This is a genomic window from Streptomyces sp. Je 1-369 (assembly GCF_026810505.1).
Classification (GTDB): Bacteria; Actinomycetota; Actinomycetes; order Streptomycetales; family Streptomycetaceae; genus Streptomyces.
On the sequence record NZ_CP101750.1, the window covers coordinates 8,708,692 to 8,733,819 of the forward strand.

The 25,128-nt window shown below is 73.6% G+C and carries 27 protein-coding genes; 17 read left to right on the forward strand and 10 right to left on the reverse strand.

The window, feature by feature from the left end; all coding sequences use genetic code 11:
- The first annotated feature begins 46 nt into the window (after positions 1-46).
- From NOO62_RS38525 to NOO62_RS38550, 6 genes are all read left to right on the forward strand, one after another.
- Entirely contained in the window at positions 47-535 is a 489-nt protein-coding gene (locus NOO62_RS38525) for a PhzA/PhzB family protein (RefSeq protein WP_268768895.1), read from the forward strand.
- 32 nt (positions 536-567) lie between these two features.
- Positions 568-1,743 carry a 3-deoxy-7-phosphoheptulonate synthase gene (locus NOO62_RS38530; RefSeq protein ID WP_268768894.1) on the forward strand — a complete coding sequence of 392 codons (1,176 nt, stop codon included), beginning with the start codon at positions 568-570 and terminating at the stop codon, positions 1,741-1,743.
- Between the two features lie 47 nt (positions 1,744-1,790).
- On the forward strand, positions 1,791-2,414 hold the full coding sequence (locus NOO62_RS38535; protein WP_268768893.1) for an isochorismatase family protein: 624 nt from the start codon (positions 1,791-1,793) through the stop codon (positions 2,412-2,414).
- Positions 2,411-4,345: a chorismate-binding protein gene (locus tag NOO62_RS38540; protein WP_268768892.1), complete on the forward strand. Its 1,935-nt coding sequence runs from the start codon at positions 2,411-2,413 to the stop codon at positions 4,343-4,345. The genes NOO62_RS38535 and NOO62_RS38540 overlap by 4 nt, the downstream gene beginning before the upstream one ends.
- Positions 4,346-4,457: 112 nt before the next feature.
- Positions 4,458-5,108, forward strand: a complete 651-nt coding sequence (phzG, locus tag NOO62_RS38545) for a phenazine biosynthesis FMN-dependent oxidase PhzG (protein WP_268768891.1) — start codon at positions 4,458-4,460, stop codon at positions 5,106-5,108.
- Between the two features lie 22 nt (positions 5,109-5,130).
- On the forward strand, positions 5,131-5,613 hold the full coding sequence (locus NOO62_RS38550; protein WP_268768890.1) for a PhzA/PhzB family protein: 483 nt from the start codon (positions 5,131-5,133) through the stop codon (positions 5,611-5,613).
- Between the two features lie 111 nt (positions 5,614-5,724).
- Here NOO62_RS38550 and wrbA read toward each other — a convergent pair whose 3' ends face one another.
- Positions 5,725-6,336, reverse strand: coding sequence for an NAD(P)H:quinone oxidoreductase (gene wrbA, locus NOO62_RS38555; RefSeq protein WP_268768889.1), 612 nt, complete (start codon positions 6,334-6,336; stop codon positions 5,725-5,727).
- A 539-nt stretch (positions 6,337-6,875) separates the two neighbouring features.
- Here wrbA and sigJ (NOO62_RS38560) point away from each other — a divergent pair.
- Positions 6,876-7,808, forward strand: coding sequence for an RNA polymerase sigma factor SigJ (gene sigJ / locus NOO62_RS38560; RefSeq protein WP_268768888.1), 933 nt, complete (start codon positions 6,876-6,878; stop codon positions 7,806-7,808).
- Between the two features lie 61 nt (positions 7,809-7,869).
- On the opposite strand, the gene NOO62_RS38565 is transcribed toward sigJ (NOO62_RS38560), so the two are convergent.
- Positions 7,870-8,256 carry a nuclear transport factor 2 family protein gene (locus NOO62_RS38565; protein WP_268768887.1) on the reverse strand — a complete coding sequence of 129 codons (387 nt, stop codon included), beginning with the start codon at positions 8,254-8,256 and terminating at the stop codon, positions 7,870-7,872.
- A 145-nt stretch (positions 8,257-8,401) separates the two neighbouring features.
- Between NOO62_RS38565 and sigJ (NOO62_RS38570) the strand changes: the two genes are divergently transcribed.
- Both sigJ (NOO62_RS38570) and NOO62_RS38575 read left to right on the forward strand, forming a co-directional pair.
- Positions 8,402-9,328 carry an RNA polymerase sigma factor SigJ gene (sigJ, locus tag NOO62_RS38570; protein WP_268768886.1) on the forward strand — a complete coding sequence of 309 codons (927 nt, stop codon included), beginning with the start codon at positions 8,402-8,404 and terminating at the stop codon, positions 9,326-9,328.
- Between the two features lie 115 nt (positions 9,329-9,443).
- Positions 9,444-9,917 (forward strand): carboxymuconolactone decarboxylase family protein, encoded by a 474-nt coding sequence (locus tag NOO62_RS38575; RefSeq protein WP_268768885.1) that lies wholly within the window; start codon positions 9,444-9,446, stop codon positions 9,915-9,917.
- An 85-nt stretch (positions 9,918-10,002) separates the two neighbouring features.
- On the opposite strand, the gene NOO62_RS38580 is transcribed toward NOO62_RS38575, so the two are convergent.
- Positions 10,003-11,454 (reverse strand): multicopper oxidase family protein, encoded by a 1,452-nt coding sequence (locus NOO62_RS38580; protein WP_268768884.1) that lies wholly within the window; start codon positions 11,452-11,454, stop codon positions 10,003-10,005.
- A 265-nt stretch (positions 11,455-11,719) separates the two neighbouring features.
- On the opposite strand from NOO62_RS38580, the gene NOO62_RS38585 reads away from it, so the two are divergent.
- Entirely contained in the window at positions 11,720-12,220 is a 501-nt protein-coding gene (locus NOO62_RS38585; RefSeq protein ID WP_268768883.1) for a cupin domain-containing protein, read from the forward strand.
- 147 nt (positions 12,221-12,367) lie between these two features.
- Complete coding sequence (locus NOO62_RS38590) at positions 12,368-13,075, forward strand: lipase family alpha/beta hydrolase (RefSeq protein ID WP_268775412.1); 708 nt, start codon at positions 12,368-12,370, stop codon at positions 13,073-13,075.
- 24 nt (positions 13,076-13,099) lie between these two features.
- On the opposite strand, the gene NOO62_RS38595 is transcribed toward NOO62_RS38590, so the two are convergent.
- Both NOO62_RS38595 and NOO62_RS38600 read right to left on the reverse strand, forming a co-directional pair.
- On the reverse strand, positions 13,100-13,969 hold the full coding sequence (locus NOO62_RS38595; protein WP_268768882.1) for a helix-turn-helix domain-containing protein: 870 nt from the start codon (positions 13,967-13,969) through the stop codon (positions 13,100-13,102).
- Between the two features lie 585 nt (positions 13,970-14,554).
- The gene (locus NOO62_RS38600; RefSeq protein ID WP_268768881.1) at positions 14,555-14,692 is read right to left on the reverse strand and encodes a hypothetical protein; all 138 of its coding nucleotides are present in this window, start codon (positions 14,690-14,692) and stop codon (positions 14,555-14,557) included.
- Between the two features lie 86 nt (positions 14,693-14,778).
- Between NOO62_RS38600 and NOO62_RS38605 the strand changes: the two genes are divergently transcribed.
- Positions 14,779-15,324 carry a ferritin-like domain-containing protein gene (locus NOO62_RS38605; protein WP_268775411.1) on the forward strand — a complete coding sequence of 182 codons (546 nt, stop codon included), beginning with the start codon at positions 14,779-14,781 and terminating at the stop codon, positions 15,322-15,324.
- A gap of 130 nt (positions 15,325-15,454) precedes the next feature.
- On the opposite strand, the gene NOO62_RS38610 is transcribed toward NOO62_RS38605, so the two are convergent.
- Positions 15,455-15,820 carry a hypothetical protein gene (locus tag NOO62_RS38610; RefSeq protein ID WP_268768880.1) on the reverse strand — a complete coding sequence of 122 codons (366 nt, stop codon included), beginning with the start codon at positions 15,818-15,820 and terminating at the stop codon, positions 15,455-15,457.
- 46 nt (positions 15,821-15,866) lie between these two features.
- Positions 15,867-16,127, reverse strand: coding sequence for a hypothetical protein (locus NOO62_RS38615; protein ID WP_268768879.1), 261 nt, complete (start codon positions 16,125-16,127; stop codon positions 15,867-15,869).
- Positions 16,128-16,370: 243 nt separating this feature from the next.
- Between NOO62_RS38615 and NOO62_RS38620 the strand changes: the two genes are divergently transcribed.
- Complete coding sequence (locus tag NOO62_RS38620) at positions 16,371-17,570, forward strand: PP2C family protein-serine/threonine phosphatase (RefSeq protein ID WP_268768878.1); 1,200 nt, start codon at positions 16,371-16,373, stop codon at positions 17,568-17,570.
- A gap of 9 nt (positions 17,571-17,579) precedes the next feature.
- Here NOO62_RS38620 and NOO62_RS38625 read toward each other — a convergent pair whose 3' ends face one another.
- The 3 genes from NOO62_RS38625 to NOO62_RS38635 form a co-directional block, all read right to left on the reverse strand.
- Complete coding sequence (locus NOO62_RS38625) at positions 17,580-17,783, reverse strand: hypothetical protein (RefSeq protein ID WP_268768877.1); 204 nt, start codon at positions 17,781-17,783, stop codon at positions 17,580-17,582.
- Positions 17,784-17,827: 44 nt separating this feature from the next.
- Positions 17,828-18,724: an SDR family oxidoreductase gene (locus NOO62_RS38630; protein WP_268768876.1), complete on the reverse strand. Its 897-nt coding sequence runs from the start codon at positions 18,722-18,724 to the stop codon at positions 17,828-17,830.
- 564 nt (positions 18,725-19,288) lie between these two features.
- Positions 19,289-20,797, reverse strand: a complete 1,509-nt coding sequence (locus NOO62_RS38635; protein WP_268768875.1) for an SDR family oxidoreductase — start codon at positions 20,795-20,797, stop codon at positions 19,289-19,291.
- A 224-nt stretch (positions 20,798-21,021) separates the two neighbouring features.
- Here NOO62_RS38635 and NOO62_RS38640 point away from each other — a divergent pair, with 224 nt between their 5' ends.
- The 4 genes from NOO62_RS38640 (at position 21,022) to NOO62_RS38655 (ending at position 25,126) form a co-directional block, all read left to right on the forward strand.
- Entirely contained in the window at positions 21,022-21,486 is a 465-nt protein-coding gene (locus NOO62_RS38640) for an SRPBCC family protein (protein WP_268768874.1), read from the forward strand.
- Complete coding sequence (locus NOO62_RS38645) at positions 21,479-23,104, forward strand: phytoene desaturase family protein (protein ID WP_268768873.1); 1,626 nt, start codon at positions 21,479-21,481, stop codon at positions 23,102-23,104. Before NOO62_RS38640 ends, NOO62_RS38645 begins: the two co-directional genes overlap by 8 nt.
- On the forward strand, positions 23,101-24,009 hold the full coding sequence (locus tag NOO62_RS38650) for a short-chain dehydrogenase/reductase (RefSeq protein WP_268768872.1): 909 nt from the start codon (positions 23,101-23,103) through the stop codon (positions 24,007-24,009). Before NOO62_RS38645 ends, NOO62_RS38650 begins: the two co-directional genes overlap by 4 nt.
- Positions 24,010-24,094: 85 nt before the next feature.
- Entirely contained in the window at positions 24,095-25,126 is a 1,032-nt protein-coding gene (locus NOO62_RS38655; protein WP_268768871.1) for a PHP domain-containing protein, read from the forward strand.
- Positions 25,127-25,128: the final 2 nt, after the last annotated feature.

Genomic DNA, 25,128 nt, shown 5'->3' on the forward strand with positions numbered 1-25,128 from the left:
CCCCACCATTCGCCAAACGCACTCGCTCATCACGAAGGGGACACCCATGTCCGAATCCGTCCCGGGCCTGCCATTCACCGACGCGGCCGAACTGCGCCGCGCCAACCGGGCCACCGTCGAGCAGTACATGCACACCCGCGGCCAGGACCGGCTGCGCCGCCACGAGCTGTTCACCGAGGACGGCCGCGGCGGACTGTGGACCACCGACACCGGCTCCCCGGTCGAGACGGTCGGCCGCGACCGGCTCGCCGAGCACGCCGTATGGTCCCTCGGCTGCTTCCCCGACTGGGAGTGGTACAACATCCAGATATTCGAGACACAGGACCCCAACCACATCTGGGTGGAATGCGACGGACGCGGCAAGATCCGCTTCGGCGATTACCCCGAGGGATACTACGAGAACCACTTCCTGCACTCCTTCGAACTGGACAACGGGAAGATCAAGCGCAATCGCGAGTTCATGAATCCCTTCCAGCAGCTGCGGGCGCTCGGTATTCCAGTACCGGAAATCAAGCGCACCGGAATTCCCACCTGAGTTATCACTTCACCGCTGGATCGGAGTACGTCATGGAAGACGTTATACGGGAGATTCGTATCCGCGGGGCACTGCAGCAACCCGAATGGAGCGACCTGTCCCAGCTGAACCGGGTGGGCGAGGCCCTCGCCTCCCGCCCCCCGCTCGTCCAGGGCGACGACCTGGCCACCCTGCGCACCCTGCTGGGCAAGGTCGCCCGCGGCGAGGCCATGGTCCTGCAGTCCGGCGACTGCGCCGAGGACCCCCAGGAATGCACCCCCTCCTACGTCGCCCGCAAGGCCGCCCTGCTGGACGTGCTGGCCGGCTCCCTCGGACTGATCACCGGCAAGCCGGTGCTGCGGGTGGGCCGCATCGCCGGCCAGTTCGCCAAACCCCGCTCCAAGCCCACCGAAATCATCGACGGGGTGGAACTGCCCGTCTTCCGCGGCCACATGGTCAACGGCCCCGAACCCGACGCCGAGAGCCGCCGCCCCGACCCGCTGCGCATCCTCACCGGCTACATGGCCGCCGGCGACATCCTGGAACACCTGGGCTGGCGCGACCGGGCCGCCGGCCGCGACGTCGTCGAACCGATGGTGTGGACCAGCCACGAAGCGCTGCTCCTGGACTACGAAACACCCATGCTGCGCACCGACGACAAGGGCCGCCTCTTCCTCGGCTCCACCCACTGGCCCTGGATCGGCGAGCGCACCCGCCAGGTCGAAGGCGCCCACGTCGCCCTCCTGTCCCAGGTCAGCAACCCCGTCGCCTGCAAGGTCGGCCCCAGCATGGACACCGCCGACCTCCTGGCCCTGTGCGAACGCCTGGACCCCTGGCGCGACGAGGGCCGCCTGACCCTCATCGCCCGCATGGGCGCCGACCACGTCGGCGAGAAACTGCCCCGCCTGGTCGAAGCGGTCCGCGAGGCCGGCCACCCCGTCATCTGGCTCAGCGACCCGGTGCACGGCAACACCGTCACCGCCCCCGGCGGCTACAAGACCCGCCTGGTGGACACCGTCGCCCGCGAGATCACCGGCTTCGCCCGCGCCGTCCAGAGCGCCGGCGGCACCGCCGGCGGACTCCACCTGGAGACCACCCCCGACGACGTCACCGAGTGCGCCAGCACCGAGGCCGACCTGGACCGCGTCGGAGAGCGCTACACCTCCTGCTGCGACCCGCGCCTGAACCCCGCCCAGGCCCAGACCGCCGTCAACGCCTGGCCCGCCTGACCCCACCGGACCGCCCGCACCCCCGCACCCGTTCGAGGACTTCCACCATGACCGGCATACCCCCCATCAGCCCCTACCCCCTGCCCGCCGAGGGCGACCTGCCCCCGGCCGCCGTGTCCTGGACCGCCGAGGCCGACCGGGCGGTCCTGCTCGTCCACGACATGCAGCGGTACTTCCTCAAGCCCTTCCCCGACCCCCTGCGCCACGAGCTGATCACCCACGCCGCCCAGCTGCGCGACCACTGCGCCACCCTGGGCATCCCCGTCGCCTACACCGCCCAGCCCGGCGGCATGAGCGACGAACAGCGCGGCCTGCTCAAGGACTTCTGGGGCCCGGGCATGCGCCCCGCCCCCGAGGACCGCCAGGTCGTCGACGCCCTCGCCCCCACCGCGCAGGACTGGCAGCTCACCAAATGGCGCTACAGCGCCTTCTTCAAGACCGACCTGCTCCAGCGCATGCGCGCCGCCGGCCGCGACCAGCTCATCGTGTGCGGCGTCTACGCCCACGTCGGCGTCCTGGCCACCGCCATCGACGCCTTCACCCACGACATCCAGCCCTTCCTCGTCGCCGACGCCACCGCCGACTTCTCACAGGACTACCACCGCTCGGCCCTCACCTACGCCGCCGAGCGCTGCGCCCGGGTCACCACCGTCAAGGGGCTCCTCACATGACACCGACACCCCCCACCCCCGACCTGCTGGCCCGCGCCCTGAGCGGCCACAGCAAGGCCTTCGCCCTGCTGCACCGGCCCCACACCACCGGCCCCGGCACCCTGGAAGTCCTCACCGGCTCGGTCACCCGGCCCGCCACCCTGGCCGACATCCCCCTGCCCGAGCAGCCCGGCACCGGCGCCGGGGACACAGCGGGCCACGAAGTACTGGTCCTCATGCCCTACCGGCAGCTGGCCGAACGCGGCTTCGCCTGCGCCGACGACGGCACCCCGCTGCTCGCCATGACCGTCACCGACCAGCAGCAACTGCCCCTGCAGCAGGCCCTGGCCCGCATCCCGGACGTCCCCACCCCGCTGTCCGGCGGCGACTTCGACGTCGACGACGCGGCCTATGAGGACGTGGTGCGCCGCATCGCCAAGGAAATGATCGGCACCGGCGAGGGCGCCAACTTCGTCATCAAGCGCACCTTCGTCGCCGACATCACCGACTACGGCCCCGCCAGCGCCCCCGCCCTCTTCCGCCGCCTGCTGGAGAGCGAGAGCGGCGCCCACTGGACCTTCCTCATCCACACCGGCGACCGCGTCCTGGTCGGCGCCTCCCCCGAACGCCACGTCAGCCTCAAGGACGGCACGGCCGTCATGAACCCCATCAGCGGCACCTACCGCTACCCGCCCTCCGGCTCCACCCTCGAAGGCGTCCTTCAGTTCCTCGGCGACCGCAAGGAAACCGACGAGCTCTACATGGTCCTCGACGAGGAACTGAAGATGATGGCCCGCATCTGCGACACCGGCGGCCGCGTCGTGGGCCCCTACCTCAAGGAAATGGCCCGCCTGGCCCACACCGAGTACTTCATCGAGGGCCGCACCGACCGCGACGTGCGCGACATCCTGCGCGAGACGATGTTCGCCCCCACCGTCACCGGCAGCCCCCTGGAAAGCGCCTGCCGCATCATCCACCAGTACGAGCCCGGCGGCCGCGGCTACTACAGCGGCGCCGCCGCCCTCATCGGCCGCGACGAGCACGGCGAGCGGGTCATGGACTCCGCCATCCTCATCCGCACCGCCGACATCAGCGAGCAGGGCCGCCTGGCCATCGGCGTCGGCGCCACCATCGTGCGCCACTCCGACCCCGCCTCCGAAGCCGCCGAGACCCGCGCCAAGGCCGCCGGCCTGGTCGCCGCCCTCGGCGGCGAAACCACCCAGCGCTTCGCCGACCACCCCAGCGTGCGCCGCGCCCTGGAAGGCCGCAACGACTCGATCGCCGGCTTCTGGCTCTCCGACATCCCCGCCCGCGCCGCCGCCCGGCCCCAACTGGCCGGCCGCCGCGTCCTGGTCGTCGACATGGAGGACACCTTCACCTCCATGATCGACCAGCAGCTGCGCTCCCTGGGCCTGGACGTCACCCTGCGCCGCTACGACGAGGCCTACACCTTCACCGGCCACGACCTCGTCGTCATGGGCCCCGGCCCCGGCGACCCCCAGGAAGTGGCCCACCCCAAAATGGCCCACCTGCACACCGCGGTCGCCACCCTGCTGCGCGAACAGCGCCCCTTCCTCGCCGTCTGCCTCAGCCACCAGGTCCTGGGCCTGCAACTGGGCCTGCCCCTGCGCCGCCGGGACGTGCCCAACCAGGGCGTGCAAAAGCAGATCGACCTGTTCGGCGCCCCCGAACACGTCGGCTACTACAACACCTTCGCGCTGCTGAGCGAGCACGAGGAATTCACCCCCCGCGGCGTGCCCGGCCACACCGGCCACCAGCCGGTCCAGGTCAGCCGGGACGCGGCCACCGGCGAGGTGCACGCCCTGCGCGGGCCCGGCTTCGCCTCCCTGCAGTTCCACCCCGAATCCGTCCTGACCCGCGAAGGCCCCCGCATCGTCGGCACCGCCCTGGCCGGCCTGCTGGCCCCGGCCCGCACCCCCGACCCGGCCTGAGACGCCCCACCGACCGCCGGGCCGGCGCCCACCCCCGAGCGCCGGCCCGGCCCCTGCCCTGCCCCTCCGCCCCTCACAGCCCGCTGGGGCCGCACCGCTGAAGGATTGATCCATGTCTGATGTACGGCGTTCCGAGACGATGACGGGCTCGGTGGAGGTGGAGTTCGCCGAGTTCCGCACCCCGCCCGCGGAGCCGCTGGGATTGTTGTCGGCCTGGCTGAAGGCGGCCACCGAGCAGGGCGTGCGCGAGCCGCGCGCGCTGGCCCTGGCCACCGCCGATGCGCAGGGGCGCACCTCCTCGCGGATCCTGGCGGTCAATCAGGTCACCGACACCGGCATCGTGTTCATCACCCACACCGGCAGCCAGAAGGGCCGCGAGCTGAGCGCCAACCCCTGGGCCTCGGGGGTGCTGTACTGGCGCGAGACCAGCCAGCAGATCACCGTGGCCGGACCGGTGCGCCGGCTGCCGCGCGCCCAGGCGGAGGAACTGTGGGCGGCGCGCGCGGTGTTCACCCACGCCATGTCCACCGTCTCGCTGCAGAGCGAGCCGCTGCGCGACCTGGACCACCTGGAGGACATCCGCGCCCGCGCCCTGGAACTGGGCCAGCCGCCCCGGCCGCTGCCCTGCCCGCAGGCGTTCGCGGCCTACGTCCTGGAGCCGGCCGCGGTGGAGTTCTGGGCCAACGGCACCGACCGGCTGCACGAGCGGCTGCGCTACGACCGCACCGACAGCGGCTGGGACACCACCCGCCTGCAGCCCTGACCCCCACCTACCCGGAGATGTGATGACTGCCCCTGCCCCGGTGTTCACCGACCACCTCGAGCTGCGCGCCCGCAACCGGCGGGCCGTGGAGCAGTACATGGAGACTGGGCCCGAGGCCCGGCTGCGCCGCTACACCCTCTACACCCAGGACGGCACCGCGGCCCTGTTCAACACCGACATCGGCCGCCCCATCGTGGTGAAGGGCCGCGCCAAGCTGCAAAAACACGGCGAACTCTCCCTGCAGGTGCTGCCCGACTGGGAGTGGTCCGACGTGCGGATCTACGAGACCCAGGACCCGGCGGTCATCTGGGTGGAGTGCGACGGCGAGGGCACCATCCGCTTCCCCGGCTACCCCGAGGGCCGCTACCGCAACCACTTCATCCACGGCTTCACCCTGGACGACGGACAGATCGCCGCCAGCCGCGAATACACCAACCCCATCGAGCACATGCGCGCCCTGAGCATCGACACCCCACACATCAAGCGCGACTGGATCCCCTCCTGAACCCCAGTCCCCAGCCCCGCCCTTGCGTGCGGTGAGAGGGGGTGGGGGCCGCCGACCCGACGGCCGGCGGCCCCCACCCCCTCTGCCTACCCCTGCGCGGCGCGCGGCGCCTCAGATCTCGCTGCGGCCGGCTTTGAGGGCGGCGGCGGTGTCCACGACGCGGCGGGCCTGGTGGCGGGCGGCTTGCAGGGCGACTTCGCCGGGTGCGCCGTCGCCGGCGACGTGCGAGGTGCCGTAGGGGTTGCCGGACTGGAACTGGATGGGGTCGGTGTAGCCGGGGGGCACGATGATGCCGCCCCAGTGGTAGAAGGTGTTCGACAGGGCCAGGATGGTGGATTCCTGTCCGCCGTGGGCGGTGTTGCTGGCGGTGAACGCGGAGAACACCTTCCCGGCGATCTTCCCGGCGAACCAGAGGGGGCCGGTGGTGTCGATGAAGGCGCGCAGCTGGCTGGCGGGGTTGCCGAAGCGGCTGGGGGTGCCGAACAGGACCGCGTCCGCCCAGGCGAGGTCGTCGTGGGTGGCCTCGGCGATGTCGGTGGTGGCCGCCCGGTGCTCCACCCAGGCCGGGTTGGCCTGGACGGCCGCCTCGGGGGCGGTCTCGGCGACCTTGCGCAGCCGCACGGTGGCGCCGGCCTTCTCCGCGCCCTCGGCCACCGCCTGAGCCAACGTGTGCACGTTGCCGGTCGCGCTGTAATAGATGATTGCAACGTTCACAGGTTCCACGACTGTTTCCTTTTCTTCGCGTGCTTAACGGGTGGTGCCAGGAGCGGGCCGCCCGACGGGAGCCGGCCGTACCCCTGTGGAAAAGACGTCCGACAGCGGTCAATGCGTAAAAGCCGAGAAAAACCTCGCGCGGCCCCTGCGGGGCGCCGCCGGCGGTGTGGCACTGTCGGCGGCCCCCCGCCAACGGGAGCCGTGCGGCCCAGGTCAGCCGCGGGCGTCCCGCAGCCGGGACGGGGCCTTGCCTGCCGGGCGGGGGCCGCACACGGCGGCACCCGGCCCCGCTGGTGAGCCGCGGATCGAGGTCAGCTGCACGGCAATTCTCCTTCGCAGACGGTGCACGACCCGGAAAAGCCCGAAGTCGCGGGCGGAGAACGGGGATTCCGGTGCCGGGCGACCGGGGGACGGAGCCCGGCAGGAATTCGATCTCCAGCCATACGACGACGCAGCCCGTTGTAATGTGAGGTGACGCGCGCCACCTTCAGGGCGACGCCGGAACGAACTGGTGAAGTCGGGGCGCAGTCAAGGGAGTTGGCGACACCATGAGCAAGCATGTGGAGCCGGAGGACAGCCGGCTCGACCCGGGCCTGCGCGCCGTACTCAGCGAGCGCCGGCAGCTGATCAACCTCGCCTACCGGTTCCTCGGCTCGCTGGCCGACGCCGAGGACGTGGTGCAGGAGACCTACGCCCGCTGGTATGCGATGTCCGAACGCCAACGGGAGGCGGTCGCCGCCCCCGGCGGCTGGCTGACCACCGTGGCCAGCCGCATCTGCCTGGACCTCCTGGGCTCGGCCAGGGCCCGGCGCGAGCGGTATGTGGGGGAGTGGATCCCCGAGCCGCTGCCCGACCGCATGGAGTGGATCGGCGGCCCCGACCCCACCGGCGACCCGGCCGACCGCATCACCCTGGACGAGTCGGTCAACATGGCCTTCCTCGTCGTCCTCGACGCGATGACCCCGGCCGAGCGCGTCGCGTTCATCCTCCACGACGTCTTCCACTACTCCTTCGCCGAGGTCGCCCAGATCCTCGGCCGCAGCCCGGCCGCCTGCCGCCAGCTGGCCTCCTCCGCCCGGCGCCGCATCGCCGCCGCCCGCAGCACCCCGGCGGCCGCCACCACCCACCGCGCCGATCTGGTACGGGACTTCAAGCAGGCCTGGGCGGCCAAGGACATCGAGGCCCTCATCGGCCTGCTCGACCCCGACGCCACCACCATCGCCGACGGCGGCGGCCTGGTCAGCGCCCAGCTGCAGCCGGTCACCGGCGGCGAGCAGATCGCCCACGTCTTCGCCGACGTCGCCCACCGCGCCCCGGACCTGACGATCCTGGAGCGCACCGTCAACGGCCAGCCCGGCCTGGTGGCCCAGCTGGACGGCGTCACCGTCTCGGTGCTCGCCTTCGACTTCGAGGGCGAGCGCATCAAGCACATCTGGGCGGTGCGCAACCCCGAGAAGCTGCGCCCCTGGACCGCCGGCTGACCCGCCCGGGCCACGCCCCCGCCCCGGACCGCGCGCCGGGGCGGGGGCGTGGCGGGCGCTCTCAGCCCTGCGCAGGCGGCGGGCCGAGGGGAACCTTGTAGCTCTCCAGGTGGCTGATCGCGTCCCCGACGAAGGTGAACACGTCGCTGAAGAGGAACTCCGCACTGCCCCCGCCCGGCAGCGGCAGCGCCGCACGGCCGGTGGCCACCACGGTGTCGCCCTCCTCGATGAGCCGGTCGACCGTGATCCGCGGCCGCTGCACGACGCCCTGCGCCGCGACCCCGTTCTTGTTCTGCACCACACCGCGCAGCGCGTCCTTGCCCTGCACCCGCAGCTGGCCCAGGCTCTCCCACACCACGTCGTCGGTCACCAGGGCCAGGACCTGCTCGTGGTCGCCGCTGAGGACCCCGTCGCGGTACCGCTCCACGATCGCTTTGTGTTTGCTCATGCCATATGACTATTTGATACGACTAGGAGGGCGCTGGAATCCTGCCAGAAGGGGGTGCCCGCCGGGCCGGGCCGCCTCACATTCCCACCGGCTGTCTCGTCGTATGCGATGACGGCAGATTCCGGCCAAGGGAGCAAGCGAGACGATGAGGACGCAGACCGCGCCAGACGACGACCGGCTTGAGGCGGACCTGAGCACGGTCCTGAGCGAGCGGCGTCAGCTGATCAACCTCGCCTACCGGTTCCTGGGCTCGCTGGCCGACGCCGAGGACGTCGTGCAGGAGGCCTACGCCCGCTGGTATGCCATGACGCCCGCCCAGCGCGAGGCGGTCGCCTCGCCCGGCGGCTGGCTGACCACCGTGGCCAGCCGCATCTGCCTGGACCTCCTGGGCTCGGCCAGGGCCCGGCGCGAGCGGTATGTGGGGGAGTGGATCCCCGAGCCGCTGCCCGACCACTCCGAGTGGATCAGCGGCCGCTCGGTGGGCACCGCCGACCCGGCCGACCGCATCACCCTGGACGAGTCGGTCAACATGGCCTTCCTGGTCGTCCTGGAGTCCATGACCCCCGCCGAGCGGGTCGCGTTCATCCTCCACGACGTCTTTCGCTACTCCTTCGCCGAAGTGGCCGAAAGCGTCGGCCGCAGCCCGGCCGCCTGCCGCCAGCTGGCCTCCTCCGCCCGGCGCCGCATCCGCAGCGCCCAGCAGCCCCCCGCCACCGCCCAGCGCGCCGACATCGTGCGGGACTTCAAGCAGGCCTGGGAGGCCAAGGACATCGGCGCCCTGATCAGCCTCCTGGACCCCGAGGCCACCGGGCTGGCCGACGGCGGCGGCCTGGTCAACGCCGCGCCGCCCACCGGCGGCGGCGAGCAGATCGCCCGCTACCTGGTCACCATCACCGCCAAGGCGCCCGCCATGACGATCCTGGAGCGCACCGTCAACGGCGAGCCCGGCCTGGTCGTCCAGCAGAACGGCGTCACCGTCTCGGTGCTGGCCTTCGACTTCGCCGGCGAGCGCATCAAGCACCTGTGGGCGGTGCGCAACCCCGAGAAGCTGCGCCCCTGGACCACCGCCTGACCCCCGCCCCCGCCCGCGGGCGGGGGAGAGGGGCAGGTCACGCGGGCGGCTGTCACATTCGGGCGGGCTGTGCGGTCTCAGCTGTGTACGCACCAGCACGGCAGAGGAGCCCACCATGGACGCTCGCTTGAACCTCTTCGACAACCCCGTCTCGGCCGCCTTCTTGAAGTACCTGGCCGCGGCGGGCAAGGCGGCAGCCAACTCCGCGCTGCCCGCGTCGACGCAGGAACTGGTCAGGCTGCGCGCCAGCCAGATCAACGGCTGCGGCTTCTGCATCGACATGCACACCAAGGAGGCCGCGCACGCCGGGGAGAGCGCCGTGCGCCTGAACCTGGTCGCCGCCTGGCGGGAGGCGACGGTCTTCACCGAGGCCGAACGCGCCGCCCTGGAGCTGGCCGAGCAGGGCACCCGCGTCGCCGACGCGGCCGGCGGGGTCAGCGAGGCGGCCTGGGCGAACGCCGCCCGCCACTACGACGAGGACCAGCTGGCCGCCCTGCTGGCCACCATCGCCCTGATCAACGCCTTCAACCGGCTCAACATCATGGCCCAGCAGCCCGCCGGGCACTACCGGGTCGGCCAGTTCACCTGACCGGCCCACCTGAACCGCCCCCAGCGCCCGGGGGGGGGAGGGGGCGGGCCGCCCGCGGCCCGCACGGGCCGCGGGCGGCGCCACCTCAGCTGATCTTCATGGTCGCCATCATGCCCATGGCCGAGTGGTCCAGCATGTGGCAGTGGTAGACGTAGGAGCCCCGGTAGGTGTCGAAGGTCGCCTGCAGCTTGACCGTCTCACCCGGCGCGACGATCACCGTGTCCTTCAGCCCCGACTCGCCGGGCGCCGGCGGCTTGCCGCCCCGCTCCAGGACCCGGAACTGCACCAGGTGCATATGGAAGTTGTGCGGCACCCGAGGATTGGCGTTGGTGACCGTCCACACCTCACTGGCCCCGAACCGGATGCTGGCATCCACCCGCGCCGGGTCGTACATCTTGCCGTCCATGTACCCCTTGGGGTGTGCGACGCCCTCCTCCATCTTCATCACGATCGTCCGCTCGTTGGTCGGCGTGGGCAGCGCCGGCAGCGAGCGCAGCACCGGCGGCACCGAGCTGCTGTCGGTGGCCGTGCGCACCACGTCGAACCGCATCACCTGGCCGACCTGCTCGGCGCTGCCGGCGAAGATGATGCTGTTCTCCAGCACCACCTTGTCGCCCACCTGGTAGCGGGAGAAGTCGACGACGGCGTCGATGCGCTCGCCCGGGGAGAGGGTGAGCGCGTTGGTGGTGTGCGGGCTGGGCAGCAGCCCGCCGTCCGAGCCGATCTGGACGATCTCGCTGCCGTCCGCCAGCCGCAGCCCCAGGAAACGCTGGTTGGACATGTTGGCGAAGCGCAGCCGGTACTTGCGGGCCGCGACCTGGAAGTAGGGGTAGGGCGCGCCGTTGACCAGCAGCGTGGAGCGCTGCTGGTCGTCCATGACGTACACGAGCTGACCCGCGGTGTCGAAGTGCGCGTCGCGGATGGCGATCACCACGTCGTACTCGCCCTTGGGCAGCGGCAGCTGGTCCTCGGTGGTGTCGGTCAGCAGGTAGCTGCCGTGCAGCCCGCGGTAGACGTTCTCCGACTCCATGTGGTGGGCGTGGTCGTGGTACCACAGCGAGGCGTGCGGCTGCTTGTTGGGATAGGTGTAGGCCCGCGACCCGCCCGGGGCCAGGGTGTCCATCGGGTCGCCGTCGTTGGCCTGGGTGACCGAGGCGCCGTGCAGGTGCGAGGAGGTGGCCACGTCCAGCTCGTTGTGCTGGCGCACGATGACGGTGCGTCCCGAGCGCGCCTTGATGGTCGCGCCGGGGAAGTTCCCGTCGTAGGTGATCAGATCGGTCTGGATGCCCGGCAGGATCTCCCTGCGGACCCGGCGCGTGGTGACGTCGTAGTAGTCGGTGGTCGTGGTGCGGAAGGTGGGTCTGAGTACCGGCATCTGCGGCATGGGCACGGTGAACAGCTCGGGTATGGCCGAGGTGGCCGCGGCCGGGCTGGCCTTGGCGCGGTCCACGCCGAGCAGGGGGGTGAACGACGCCCCGGTGAGCCCTACGCCCGCGGCGGCGAGTCCGGTGCCGAGCAGACGGCGTCGGGTAACCATGGTGCCCTCCTAAGTACGTGAATACGTGAGTGAAAAGCGGGGCAACCGCGGGGCCGGCCGCACGGGGTGACAAAGAGCGCGGCCGCGTCAAGCCGTGCGGTGCCAGCGGTAGTTCACCAGCCGCTCCTTGAGATTCGCTCGGATCCGCATGGTCCTGGTCCGCCCCGCTTTCAGCCCCTTGGGCCTCGCGCGGCGGCGCCCGGCTGCCGCACACTGCGCATGACCCGCCGCGCAGCGGCCCGAGCGCAGGTGAAAGGACGGCACGATGCCCGTGAGCGAGCCCGGTGACGCGCGGGGCCCGGTCCTGCTCGGCCCGCACCAGACCCGCGCCCCCGGGCGCGGACCGGTCCACCTGGTGTGGTCGCTGCGCGGCCGGGGGCGCGATCTGGACGCCGCCGTGGTGCGGCTGGCCCCCGGCACCGACCTGGGCCAGGACGCCGGGGCCGGACACGGGCTCCTGCTCACCGTGCTGGCCGGCGAGGGCGAACTGCGCCTGGACGGTGCCGCCTTCCCGCTCGCCCCCGGCGCGCTGGCCTGGCTGCCCGCCCGCACCGCGCACGCCCTGCGCGCGGGCGACCAGGGCCTGACCTACACCACCGCCCACCGCCGCCCGGCCCCCGCCGACACCGGCGCGGGGGAACCGGCCTGCCTCCTCGACCGGCTCTGCCCCGAGTGCGGCCACCTGACCGCCACCCGCGAGGACCGCTTCTGCGCCCACTGCGGACACGCACTGACCGAGACCGAGGACGCCCCCGGGGCCGGGTGAGCAGCCGGGCCCGGGGCCGGGTGAGTGCGGGCCCGGCTCTTCTCATCCGGCGGGCTCGCCCGCACACTTCACCGGTGCGTCCGCGCGGTGCGGGCGCGGTGCGGGGCCGTGTCGTGTCCCGCCTGCGGTGAGGAGATGCCCGTGCCGATGGACCAGCGTGCCCGACGCGCCGCGCGCCTGCTGCTCGGCTGGCTGTGCGTGCTCGCCGTGATCGTGCCGGCGGCCCCCGCCGCCGCGGCCCCGGCGCCCGCGGCCGCCCCCCGGCCCGTGGTCTTCGTGCACGGCTACAACGCCGACCCCGGCGTATGGGGCGCGATGCGCGAGGACTTCCGAGCCGCCGGCTACGGCGAGGACGACCTGTACTCCTTCGGCTACGACACCAGCCGCTCGGTCAACGAGGACCTCGCCGGCCAACTGGCCGCCCACGTCGCCCAGATACGCGCCCGCACCGGCGCCGACCGCGTGGACCTGGTCGCCCACTCCTTCGGCAGCCTGGTCACGCGCTGGTATGTGAAGTTCGGCGGCGGCGCGCCCGCCGTCGCCCACTGGGTCTCCCTGGGCGGCCCCAACCACGGCACCACCACCGCCTGGGCGTGCGCCCTGTGGTCGCAGGCCTGCCGCGACATGACCCCCGGCTCCTACGTCACCGACCGGCTCGCCCAGGGCGATGAGACCCCCGGCCCGGTGGCGTACGCGACCTGGGCCTCCTCCTGCGACGAGGTCATCAACCCCGACGCCAGCGTCCCGCTGACCGGGGCGGCCAACGCGGGAGCCGGCTGTCTGGCCCACAACGACCTGCTGGGCGACGACGCCGTCTCCCGCGGGGTACGGGACTTCCTGACCGCCACCCCGTGAACCCCCGCCCCACACGTGGCCTGTTCAGGCCGGTGCGGGCTCGAAGACCAGGATGAAGAAGCGGGCACCGGGCGAGCCCAGCGGCACCGCGGCACACATGGTCACCTGCCCGGCCCGGGAGGGCAGATGGTGCGCACAGCACCGCTCGGCGCCCGCCGGCGGGCCCGCGGGACCGGGCCAGGGAAAACGCACCGGCCGGGTCGCCCCGCTGGGCTGGACGTAGGTCACCGGGTCCGAGCGGTAGATCGGGCCGGCCACTGGGTCGGCCTCCACCTCCTTGTCCAGCTCCCGCAGATCACTGTTGCCCGGATACAGCGCCACGGCCTTGCGCAGCTGCGCGGCCAGCGGCCGCGCCCACTGCCGCTCCCAGTCCCGCAAGTGGTGCTCGCGCGCGGTCTCCCGCAGCAGCATGTAGCGCATCAAGTTGCGCTCCGGCAGCGCGGGCCGGTCCCCCGGGGCGCGCGGGAACATGGCGGTGAACGCCTCGTTGCAGGCCAGGACGTTCCAGGCGACGTCATTGACGTAGCAGGGCCGGGTCACACTGGCCACCGCCTGGTGCCAGGCGCCATGGATGTCCTGCCCGGCCAGCGGGTCCTGCGGCCTCGGCGGCTCGTGCCCCAGCGCATACGCGTACAGCGCGGTGCGCTCGCCCTCCTCCAGGTGCAGCACATCGGAGACCCGGTCGAGGAAGTCGGCGGCGGGGGAGGGCATTTCACCCCGCTCCAGCTGGGCGTAGGTGCGCTCGGAGACATACAGGAGCTGGGCGACCTGCGCCTGGGAGAGCCCCGGGGCGCGGCGGCCGCGGCCGGTGCGCGGGCGCAGGCCCACCGCGGCCGGCTCCAGCCGGCTCCGCTTCCAGCGCAGCAGCTGCCGCAGGGCGGACTTATTGTCCACGGCCGGCCCTCCCGCCCCTGGCGCCCGCGTCAACCGCCGTGCGCGGCACGGGTATTTCCGGAAATCCGTGCACAGGAAGAAACCGCTCCTGGCCGTGCCCGCCGAGAACCCCCGACAATGACGGCCTGGATCTTGCCGCACGGCGGCCGGCACGGCGCTCCGCTGCCGCCGGGGGGTGTTCACGGCGGCGCGGCGCGCCGCACGCGCACCCGCCGCGCACTCCGGCGGCGCACCCGCCCCCCGCCGGTATGCCCTGGTCCAGGCCCCGCATGGTCCTCTCCGCCTTCCCCCAAGGCCGTGCGCGCGGCCCAACGCGCACACCGGCCGCCCCTGTTCGTGCCGGGCCCGTCGGCCCGGCGCAGAGTACCCCGACACCGTAGGAGCCTGACTTCGAGCCCCCGTCGTGCGCGCGGAGCGCGGGTGCGGCGGCGGTCGGCGGGTGCGCCATGGGGGTCCCCCTGTCCGAGCGCGGGCCGAGAGCTTGGGGGAGTGCGTGCCGGGCGTCGGGGCGCAGACGGGGCTGCAAAGGCACGCCCGGAGAGGCCACCCGTGCCCCGTGCCGTGCCCCCTGCCGTGCCGTGCCGGTCACCGGCGGCAGCGCGGCACCGACCCGGCCGTGCCCGCGCCCGCGTTCTGCGGGCGTCGTCGCGCCCGGGGCGCCCCCGAGGAGATCGCCGCCGCCCCGACACCGGACCCCGGCCACCAGGGGATGAATGCGGACATATGGGTACGGTCAGGGGGTGGCGGGACACCGGACGGTCCGCCCGCTGCCCGACCACGCCCCGACCACCCAGCAGAGAGCAGCAGCCATGGCCGAGTTCCTGACCGACATCAAGACCATCCGCGAGCGGGCCCGCCACCAGATCGAGAAGGGCCCGGTCACCGACGCCTACGGCGCGGACCTGCAGCGCGTACTCCTCGTACTCAACGAGGCCCTCGCCACCGAGATCGTCTGCACCCTGCGCTACAAGCGGCACTACTACACGGTCTCGGGCCTGTACTCCGAGCCGGTGGCCGCCGAGTTCCTCGAACACGCCCAGGAGGAGCAGGAGCACGCCGACAAACTGGCCCAGCGCATCGTCCAGCTGGGCGGCGAGCCGGACTTCAACCCCGACACGCTCACCTCCCGCTCCCACGCGGAGTACGACGACAGCACCGACCTGATCGAAATGATCAAGGAGGACCTGGTGGCCGAACGTGTCGCCGTCGCCGCCTACACCGAGATCGCCCAGTGGCTGGGGGAGGGCGACCCCACCACCCGCCGCGTCTTCGAGGACCTGCTGGCCCAGGAGGAGGAGCACGCCGACGACCTGCGCGGCCTGCTGGAGCGCATCCCCGGCGACCACCGGGCCTGAGCGCCCGGACCGGAGTCATGGCCCCGGCACCGCACACCCCGGCCCCGCACACCCCGGCCCCGCACGGGAACCCGGGACGGGGCGTGCGGGGCCGGGGCCTGCTGCGGGCGCGCCCGGGCGGGTGCGCGGCTCAGCGGCTCTCCAGCCGCAGCGACACGTCCTTTTCCTGATCGCCCGAGGCGGAGCCCTCCTCGGTGACGGTGAAGGCCGCCGAGAGGACCGTGACGACCTGGTCGACCGCCACATAGCCGCCCTGCACGCCGGCGGTCACCGGACCCTGCAGCGTGGGCGTGCCGCCCGGCCCGCCGCCCGCCGGACGGGCGGTGTCGAAGACACCGCTCCACACCGTGGGCCCGCTCGCCTCCGACGCCGTGGGCCCGCCGTCCCGGTCCGAGGCGTAGACCGCCGTCAGGACGTCGAAGACGCTCCCGGCGTCCTTGGCCGCCCCGCTCAGTTCCACCGTGACCTGCGCCGGCTCTTCTCCCGCACCACTCACCGTCAATCCCTTTCCCTCGCCTTGCTCATCTCGTCGGGCCGCGCCCTCACCCGGAGGGCTCCTGCGGCACCGGATCCTCACTGGGAGCGCCCGTCTGCCCGCCGCTGCCGCGCCGGCCGGTGCCGGCCTCGTCGGTCTCGGGCACGTCGTCGTCGCCCCCGTCCCCGGCAGCCCCGCCGCCGGTTTCGGCCGCCTCCTGCGCCGCCTCCCAGGGGTCCTGGCCGCCGTCGGCCTGCTGGTCGGGCGGGTCCCTGGGCACGGGCGTCTCGCCGTCCGCACCGGGGGAGGGCGGTATCTGCGCGCTCACGATGTCTCCTTTCGGCCGCTGGGCCCCGGAAGCGGCGGGCCGGTCCGGGCCGGCTCGTTCCGGAGCTGGGGTTGCAGGTACCCGCGCAGGGCGGGACAACTCGTACTGATCACCGTGGACCACCCGCAGCCGATCGGCGACACGGCGGCCGGGCAGGCACGCCGGTGCGGTGTGAGACTGCTCGGAGGAGCCTGTGTCACCACCCCGGCCGTGTCGCGCAGCCCCGGGGCGAAGGGAGAGGACGTGCCGGCATCGGAGCCGCCCAGCGGACTCGAGGAGTTCCTTGCCGACCCGGACAACGCCGTACTGGACCTGGCCACCGCGGTCGCCCGGTGCGCCACCGCGCTGGGCGTGCCCCAGGCCGTGGTCTACCTCGCCGACCTCCAGCAGCGCCGCCTGATCCCCCTCAACGACGACGCGGCCGCCGCCGACGTGGACAACTCCCTGGCCGGCTGGGCCTACCGCACCCTGGCCCTGCGCGTACAGGAGTCGCCCGCCGGCGGCATGACCGCCTGGCTGCCCCTGCTGGACGGCGCCGAACGCCTGGGCGTGCTCGCCGTCCACACCCCCTTCCTGGACCCCGCGCTGCTGCGCCGCGGCCGCGCCCTGGCCGCCCTCCTCGCGATGATGATCACCTCCAAGCGCGCCTACAAGGACAACGTCGTCCAGCGCACCCGCTCCGAGCCCATGCAGCTGCCCGCCGAGATGCTCCGCGCCTTCCTGCCGCCGCGCACCATCGGCAACACCCATGTGGTCTCCACCGCCGTGCTGGAACCCGCCTACGAGATCGGCGGCGACGCCTTCGACCACTGCCTCACCCCAACGGCCCTGCACGCCACGATCGTCGACGCGATGGGCCACAACCTGCTCTCCGGCCTGACCACCGCCGTCGCCCTGGCCGCCTGCCGCAACGGCCGGCGCACCGGGGCGGAGCTGCCCGAACTCCTGGAGGCCGTGGACGCGGCCATCGGCCTGTGGCTGCCCGACCAGTTCTGCACCGGCGTCCTGATGCGCCTGGATCTGGCCAGCGGGGTGCTGCGCTGGAGCAACTGCGGGCACCCGCCGCCCCTGCTCATCCGCGACAACCAGCTGGTGGAGGGCGCCCTGGAACGCGAGGCCGACCCGCCCATGGGCTTCTCCGCCTTCCTGCGCAGCACCGACCGCCAGGTCCATGAGACGACCCTGGAACCCGGCGACCGCGTGCTGCTCTACACCGACGGCATGACCGAGGCGCGGCTGGCCGACGGCACCGAATTCGGGCTCGAACGGTTCGCCGACTCCGTCATCCGCGCCTCCACCGGCGGCGAGGTCGCCGCCGAGACGCTGCGCCGGCTCATCCACTCCGTGCTGGACGCGCAGACCGACCGGCTGCGCGACGACGCCACCATCTTGCTGATCGAGTGGCATCCGCCGGGCCGGGAACCCCGGCCCGCGCACCGCTGAACGCCCCGCTCAGCCCCCGTTCTCGTTCTCGTGGATGTCCTCGTGGATGTCCTCCTGGGCGGCGGGGCTGGGCGTGAGGGTGTCGCCGGCCTCGCCGTCCTTGGTGTGCTCGCGCTCCTCGTCGGGCACGGGCCGCTCCTCGGCGTCCTCGACCTCCTCCAGGACCTCCTGGGCCGCGGTCTGCGCCGGCTCGGGGTGGCTGTGCTGCTGCATGGTGCTGTCCTTTCGTGGTCAGGGTGTTCAGGATGGTCAGGTGGTCAGGGCAGGGGCGTGCCGCCGGTGGCGTTCATGATCTCGGCGGTGAGGAAACCGGCGTGCTCCGAGGCGAGGAAGACATAGGCCGGGGCCATCTCCGCGGGCTGCGCGGGCCGGCCCAGCGGCGCCTGCTTGCCGAACTCCGTGGTGTCGGGCAGCGTCGCGGGGATCAGCGGCGTCCACACCGGCCCGGGCGCCACCGCGTTGACGCGGATCCCGTCCTCGACCAGCATCTGCGCGAGCCCCTGGGTGAACGTGACGATGGCGCCCTTGGTCATGGCGTAGTCCAGCAGGTGCGGACTGGGCTTGTAGGCCTGCACCGAGGTGGTGTTGATGATCGAGGCGCCGCGCGGCATGTGCGGCACCGCCATCTTGCACAGCCAGAACATGCCGTACAGGTTGGTGCGCACCACCCGGTCGAACTGCTCGGTGGGGATGTCCGTGATGCCCTTGGGCCGCGACATCTGGTAGGCGGCGTTGTTGACCAGGACGTCGATCCGCCCGAACTCGGTGACCGCGCGCTCCACGAGCCGCCGGCACTGTTCCTCCTCGCGGATGTCGCAGGGCACCGGGACGGCCCGGCGCCCGGCCTCCTCGACCCAGCGGGCGGTCTCCTGTGCCTCACCGGCCTCGGAGGGCAGATGGGTGAAGACGACGTCGGCCTGCTCGCGGGCCATCGCGATGGCCACCGCCCGCCCGATCCCCGAATCGCCCCCGGTGATCAGCACGATGCGGTCGCGCAGCAGCCCGGAGCCGCGGTAGGAGTCCTCCCCGTGATCGGGCGGCGGGTCCATCGGCCCGGTCCACCCCGGCACCTCCTGGTCCTGCTGGGGAAAGTCGGGGCGCGGCCCCTTGGTGGTGGGATCCTGCGGGCCCTGCCGGCCGGGAGTGTCCGTCATGGGGGCTGCCTTTCTTGCGGGGGCGTAGGGCCGGGCGCGGGCGCTCCGGGCCCCGGGGGGGGGCGCCTCTCCCACCTTCCGCAAGACGCGGGCACCTCACCACCGGAGCGCCGGGCCGGCACTCCTGGGCGCACCGGCGGCATCCGGCGCGGCCGCGGCCACCGGGTGCCCTGGCCTCCGACCGGCAAAACGCACCCCCCGGCCGGGGCCGGGTGGGGCGCGGCAGGCATGTCCCGCCCGATCGGGGACAACCGGGGACCATGAAGATCCTTCTTGTCCTCGTCGTCCTCGCCGTCGCCGCCGCCTGGTACCTGAAGTCGCACAAGCGCCGCTGACCACCCGGCCGAGCCGATCCTCAGCTCCGGCGGCATCCTCGAACCGCCGCCCGGCTGCTTCGCCGCGCTGCACGACAGCCGCCGCCTCCTGCGCCTCGCGCCGCCGCTGACCGCCGCCCGCGACGGGCTCGCCCAGGGCCCGAGCATCCTGGACCAGGCCCTGACCGAGACCTGCGCCGGTCTCTGACCGGGGCCGCAACCGCCTGGCCGGGGCCGCACCCCTGAGCGGTCAGGGGCGTTCGGGTTCCTTGCCCGCCGCCTCGGCGATGTTGCGGGCCATGCCGCCGAAGACCACCGCGTGGAAGGGCGCCACCGCCCACCAGTAGGCGTGCCCGGCCAGGCCGCGCGGGTGGAACAGGGCGCGCTGGCGGTAGCGGGTGCGGCCCGAGGTGTCCTCCTCCACCCGCATCTCCAGCCAGGCCAGGCCGGGCAGCCGCATCTCGGCGCGCAGCCGCAGCAGCCGGCCCGGCTCGATCTCCTCCACCCGCCAGAAATCCAGGGAGTCGCCCACCCGCAGCCGGTGCGCGTCGCGGCGCCCCCGGCGCAGGCCCACCCCGCCCGCCAGCCGGTCCAGCCAGCCCCGTACCGCCCAGGCCAGCGGGAAGGAGTACCAGCCGTTGTCGCCGCCGATGCCCTCGATGACCCGCCACAGTGCCGCCGGCGAGGCGTCCACGACCAGGGTGCGGTGGTCGGTGTAGAGGCTGCCGCCGGCCCAGTCGGGGTCGGTGGGCAGCGGGTCGCTGGGCGCGCCGGGCACCGACGCCGAGGACCAGCGGGTGCTGACCTGCGCCTCCTGGATGCGTTGCAGGGCCAGCCGCAGCGCCTTGGTGAAGGGCAGCGGGCGGCCGGGGCCGTCGGGGACCCAGTCGGCGATGTCGTGTTCCTGGCAGATCACTTCGTGGCGCAGCGACTCCGCCAGCGGCCGGGCGATGCCGCGCGGCACGGGCGTGATCAGGCCGACCCAGTGGCTGGAGAGGGTGGGGGTCAGCAGCGGCACCGGCACGATCAGCCGGTGACGCAGGCCCGCCACCTGGGCGTAGGTGCGCATCATGTCGCGGTAGGTCATCACGTCCGGGCCGCCGATGTCGAAGCCCCGGCTGACCTCGGCGGGCAGCTCGGCGCAGGCCACCAGGTAGCGCAGCACGTCGCGGACCGCGATGGGCTGGATGCGGGTGCGCACCCAGCTGGGGGTGACCATGACCGGCAGGCGCTCGGTGAGGTAGCGCAGCATCTCAAAGGACGCCGAGCCCGACCCGATGATGACCGCCGCCCGCAGCACCGCGGCGGGCACCGGGCCGTCCAGGAAGATGCGGCCCACCTCGGCCCGCGAGCGCAGATGCGGCGACAGCTCCCGCGCGCTGACCCCGGCCGGGGTCAGCCCGCCCAGATACACGATGCGCCCCACCCCGGCCGCCGCGGCCTGCTCGGCGAAGACGCGGGCCGAGCGCCGGTCGGTGTCCTCGAAGCCGGCCCCGGTGCTCAGCGCGTGCACCAGGTAGTACGCCACCTGCACCCCCTCGAACGCGCCGGCCAGCGAACGCGCGTCGCGCACATCGCCGCGCACCACCTCCACCTGGCCGGCCCAGGGATGGTCGCGCAGCTTCTCGGGCGAGCGGGCCAGACACCGCACCCGGTAGCCCGACGCAAGGAGTTCGGGCACCAGCCGGCCCCCGATGTAGCCGGTGGCCCCGGTCACCAGGACCAGCCGCCGGGGGGAGGAGTCCTTGCCGTCGCTCACGTGCGCTGCCGCCTCCTTGAAGAAGAGCCCCCCAGAGGGGCGGGCGCCGCACCCGGCGGCCCTGGAAAGTCTCACCCGCCACGGCCCCGGCCGCGACACGCCGCACCCCGCCACCGCATGCCCGCACATCTGCCCCGGGGCGCGAAGACGACGCGTGTCCCGCACGATGTTGAGGACGGCTGATCGGGGCACCCGGCGATGACGGCGAGTCAGGGAGGCAACAGATGGCACGGCGTCATCGACTGATCACAGTGAGCCCGGCGACGGTGTGGAGCGTGCTGGCCGACGGCAGCCGCTACGCCCAATGGGTGGTGGGCACCGCCTCCTCCCAGCCGGTGCGCGGCCACTGGCCGCAGGTCGGCGCGGCCCTGGAGTACGAGGTACGGCTGGGCCCGCTGCGGGCCACCAACGAAACCGTCGTACGCCGCTGCCAGGAGGGCACCATCCTGGAGCTGGAGGCCAAGGCCGGCCCTCTGGGCACCGCCCGGATCGCCCTTGAGGTGCGGCCCTGGGGCGAGCACTGCCTGGTCACCGTCGACGAACATCCGCTGCGCGGCGCGGCAGGCGCCCTGCACAACACCCTGGTCGAAGCGCTCGTCCAGGTCCGCCACCGTGCGATGCTGGCCCGCCTGGCCCGGGTGTGCGAGAACGAAGCGGCCCGCCCCGCCGGCGGAGCGGGCCATGCCTGACGCCGTGGTCATCGGGGCCGGCCCCAACGGGCTGGTCGCCGCCAACCTCCTGGCCGACGCCGGCTGGAGCGTCACCGTCCTGGAGGAACAGCCCGAACCCGGCGGCGCGGTCCGCCACGACCGGGGCGTACACCCCGACTTCGTCAACGACCTGTGCAGCTCCTTCTACCCGCTGGCGGCCGCCTCGCCGGTCCTGCAGCGGCTGCGCCTGCACGAACACGGCCTGCGCTGGAGCCACGCCCCGCACGTGGTGGCCCACCCCCTCAGCGACGGCCGCTGCGCCGTCCTGGACCGCAGCCCGCAGGCCACCGCCGCCTCCCTGGACGCCTTCGCGCCGGGCGACGGCGCGGCCTGGGAGCGCCTGCACGCGATGTGGGACGACGTCCGCCCCGCCCTGCTGGACGCCCTGTTCACCCCCTTCCCGCCGCTACGGGCCACCGCCAAGCTGGCCTACCGGCTCAAGACGGCCGGCGCGCTGCGCATGGCCCGCACCCTGCTGCTGCCGGTGCGCCGCCTGGGCGAGGAGGAGTTCACCGGCGAGGGCGGCCGGCTCCTGCTGGCCGGCAACGCCCTGCACGCCGACCTGGCCCCCGAGGCGGCCGGCAGCGGCGGCTTCGGCTGGCTCATGGCGATGCTCGGCCAGAGCTACGGCTTCCCCGTCCCGGTGGGCGGCGCCGGCGCCCTGACCGCCGCCCTGACCCGGCGCCTCCAGGCGCGCGGCGCGGCCGTGCACTGCGGCCGCCGCGCCCAGCAGATCATCGTGCGCGGCGGGCGCGCGGTCGCCGTGCGCACCGCCGACGGCGAGACGGTGCCCGCCACGCGCGCCGTCCTGGCCGATGTGTCGCTGCCCGCCCTGTACGGCGGCCTCATCGCCCCCCAGCACCTGCCCGACCAGCTCCTTGCGGACCTGCGCCGCTTCCAGTGGGACTTCGCCACCTTCAAGGTCGACTGGGCGCTGGAGGGGCCGGTGCCCTGGCAGGCCAAGGAGGCGGCCGGCGCGGGCACCGTGCACCTGGCCGACGGCGTCGACGAACTCACCCGCTTCGCCGCCCAGCTCGCCATGCGCCAGGTCCCCGACCGGCCCTTCCTGCTCTTCGGCCAGATGACGACCGCGGACGCCACCCGCTCACCGGCCGGCACCGAGTCCGCCTGGGCCTACACCCACGTCCCCCAGGACATCCGCGCCGACGCCGGCCACGACCACATCTCCGGCGCCTGGCGGGCCGCGGAGCAGGAGCGGATGGCCGACCGGATCGAGCAGCAGGTCGAACGCTTCGCCCCGGGCTTTCGCACCCTGATCCGGGCCCGCCGCATCCTGGCCCCGCCCACCTTGCAGGCCCTGGACCGCAACCTGCACGCCGGCGCCCTCAACGGCGGCACCACCTCCCTGCACCAGCAGCTGTTCTTCCGCCCCCTGCCGGGCACCGGGCGCCCCGAAACCCCCCTGCCGGGCCTCTACCTGGCCTCGGCCGCCGCCCACCCCGGCGGCGGCGTCCACGGCGCCCCCGGCGCCAACGCGGCCCGCGCCGCCCTGCGCCGCCGCCTCCCGCTCCCGCTGACCCGCACTCAACGCCACCTCACCCGCCGCGACCGCACCGGCACCCCGCCCCGCCCGTGAAGAGCCCGCGCACGCACCGCACGCGCCCCGGCCCCCTGCACCACCGCACCGTCGTGGTGACCGGCGCCGCCCGCGGCCTGGGCGCCGCACTCGCACGGGAGCTGGCGCACCGCGACGCCCGCCTCGCTCTGCTGGGCCTGGAGCAGGACGCGCTGGAACAGGTGGCGGCCGCCCTGCCCGCCCCCGCCCTGGCCCTGCCCGTCGACGTCACCGACCCCGCCGCCCTGCACACCGCCGCCCGCACGGTGCGCGAACGCCTGGGACCGCCCTCCGTCGTCATCGCCAATGCCGGCATCGCCCAGGCCGGCCCCCTGCAAAGCGCCGACCCGCACGCCTGGCGCCGGGTGATCGAGGTGAACCTGACCGGCAGCGCCCTGACCGCCCAAACCTTCCTGCCCGACCTGCTGCACACCCGCGGCTACCACCTGCAGATCGCCTCCCTGGCCGCCCTGGGCGCCGTGCCGATGCTGAGCGCCTACTGCGCCTCCAAGGCCGGCGTGGAGGCCTTCACCCACGCGCTGCGCGCCGAAACCGCCCACCGCGGCGTCGCGGTGGGCATCGCCTACCTCAACTGGCTGGACACCGGCATGCTGGACGAGGTGGACACCTACGCCGCGCTGCGCGAACCGCGCGCCCTGCTGCCGCCCTGCGCCCGCCGCATCCGCCCCCTCGCCCCGGTGGCCGCCCGCCTGGCCGACGCCGTCGAAGCGCGCCGCACCGCCGTCTACATCCCGGCCTGGACCCGGCTGGCCCAGGCCGGCCGCGGCCTGCTGCCGCCCCTGGTCACCCGCCTGGCCCGGGCCCGCTTCCACCGCCGCCCGCCGGGGGAGCCCATCGCCCAGACCGGCCCGCTGGGCGCCGGCGGCCGCGCCGCCCACCGCCCGAACCGACCACCGCCCCATTGACCACCCACAGCGCGCCGCCCGCCGTGCCCCGGCCCGCCGCCTGCGCCAGGCTGGAACCCCGCACGCACGCCCGGCCGGAGGTGTCATGGAGCCCGTGGAGGCACTGGAACGCATCGCCTTCCTCCTGGAGCGGGGCCGCGCCCCCACCTACCGCGTGCGGGCCTTTCGCACCGCCGCCGAGGTGAGCGCAAACCTCTCCGGCCCCGAGCTGGCGCGCCGCGCCGGGGACGGCTCCCTGGAATCCCTCAAGGGCATCGGGCCCAAGACCGCCGCCGTGATCCGCGAGGCGCTGGCCGGCACCATGCCCGGCTACCTGCAACGCCTGGAGGAAGAGGCCCGCGCCCCGCTGGCCGAGGGCGCCGGCAGCGGGCTGCGGGCCCTGCTGCGCGGCGACTGCCATCTGCACTCCGACTGGTCCGACGGCGGCAGCCCCATCGAGGCGATGGGCCGCGCCGCCCGCGAGATCGGCCACGAATGGGCCGTACTCACCGACCACTCGCCCCGCCTGACGGTGGCCCGCGGCCTGTCACCCCAACGGCTGCGCGACCAGCTGGAGGTGGTGGCCGCCCTCAACGAGCAGTGGGCGCCCTTCCGGCTGCTGACCGGCATCGAGTGCGACATCCTCGACGACGGCTCCCTGGACCAGGAACCCGACCTGCTGGACCGCCTGGACGTCGTGGTGATCTCCGTGCACTCCAAACTGCGCATGGACGCCGCCGCGATGACACGCCGCCTCATCACCGCGGTCAGCAACCCCCGCGCCGACGTGCTCGGACACTGCACCGGCCGCCTGGTCACCGGCCGCGGCCGGCCCGAGTCGCAGTTCGACGCGGAAGCGGTCTTCGCCGCGTGCGCGGCCGCCCGCACCGCCGTGGAGATCAACAGCCGCCCCGAACGCCTCGACCCGCCCCGCCGCCTGCTGCGCCAGGCGGTCCGGGCCGGCACGCTGTTCGCCGTCGACACCGACGCCCACGCACCCGGCCAGCTCGACTGGCAGATCATCGGCTGCGCGCGCGCCGAGGAGTGCAAGGTGCCCGCCGAACGCGTGGTGAGCACCTGGACCGCGCCCGAGATCCTGTCCTGGACCCGCGAAAGCCGCGCCCGCACCGCCCCCTGAGC

Bases quoted from the DNA above. Each gene is read 5' to 3' on its own strand.
- NOO62_RS38630 (WP_268768876.1), bottom strand. From the start codon at position 18,724: ATGACGGACACTCCCGGCCGGCAGGGCCCGCAGGATCCCACCACCAAG.
- NOO62_RS38565 (WP_268768887.1), bottom strand. From the start codon at position 8,256: ATGAGCAAACACAAAGCGATCGTGGAGCGGTACCGCGACGGGGTCCTC.
- NOO62_RS38540 (WP_268768892.1), top strand. From the start codon at position 2,411: ATGACACCGACACCCCCCACCCCCGACCTGCTGGCCCGCGCCCTGAGC.
- NOO62_RS38605 (WP_268775411.1), top strand. From the start codon at position 14,779: ATGGCCGAGTTCCTGACCGACATCAAGACCATCCGCGAGCGGGCCCGC.
- NOO62_RS38625 (WP_268768877.1), bottom strand. From the start codon at position 17,783: ATGCAGCAGCACAGCCACCCCGAGCCGGCGCAGACCGCGGCCCAGGAG.
- NOO62_RS38600 (WP_268768881.1), bottom strand. From the start codon at position 14,692: ATGTCCGCATTCATCCCCTGGTGGCCGGGGTCCGGTGTCGGGGCGGCG.
- phzG (WP_268768891.1), top strand. From the start codon at position 4,458: ATGTCTGATGTACGGCGTTCCGAGACGATGACGGGCTCGGTGGAGGTG.
- NOO62_RS38525 (WP_268768895.1), top strand. From the start codon at position 47: ATGTCCGAATCCGTCCCGGGCCTGCCATTCACCGACGCGGCCGAACTG.
- NOO62_RS38580 (WP_268768884.1), bottom strand. From the start codon at position 11,454: ATGGTTACCCGACGCCGTCTGCTCGGCACCGGACTCGCCGCCGCGGGC.
- sigJ (WP_268768886.1), top strand. From the start codon at position 8,402: ATGAGGACGCAGACCGCGCCAGACGACGACCGGCTTGAGGCGGACCTG.
- NOO62_RS38655 (WP_268768871.1), top strand. From the start codon at position 24,095: ATGGAGCCCGTGGAGGCACTGGAACGCATCGCCTTCCTCCTGGAGCGG.
- sigJ (WP_268768888.1), top strand. From the start codon at position 6,876: ATGAGCAAGCATGTGGAGCCGGAGGACAGCCGGCTCGACCCGGGCCTG.
- NOO62_RS38590 (WP_268775412.1), top strand. From the start codon at position 12,368: ATGGACCAGCGTGCCCGACGCGCCGCGCGCCTGCTGCTCGGCTGGCTG.
- NOO62_RS38575 (WP_268768885.1), top strand. From the start codon at position 9,444: ATGGACGCTCGCTTGAACCTCTTCGACAACCCCGTCTCGGCCGCCTTC.
- NOO62_RS38640 (WP_268768874.1), top strand. From the start codon at position 21,022: ATGGCACGGCGTCATCGACTGATCACAGTGAGCCCGGCGACGGTGTGG.
- NOO62_RS38550 (WP_268768890.1), top strand. From the start codon at position 5,131: ATGACTGCCCCTGCCCCGGTGTTCACCGACCACCTCGAGCTGCGCGCC.
- NOO62_RS38585 (WP_268768883.1), top strand. From the start codon at position 11,720: ATGCCCGTGAGCGAGCCCGGTGACGCGCGGGGCCCGGTCCTGCTCGGC.
- NOO62_RS38645 (WP_268768873.1), top strand. From the start codon at position 21,479: ATGCCTGACGCCGTGGTCATCGGGGCCGGCCCCAACGGGCTGGTCGCC.
- NOO62_RS38535 (WP_268768893.1), top strand. From the start codon at position 1,791: ATGACCGGCATACCCCCCATCAGCCCCTACCCCCTGCCCGCCGAGGGC.
- NOO62_RS38530 (WP_268768894.1), top strand. From the start codon at position 568: ATGGAAGACGTTATACGGGAGATTCGTATCCGCGGGGCACTGCAGCAA.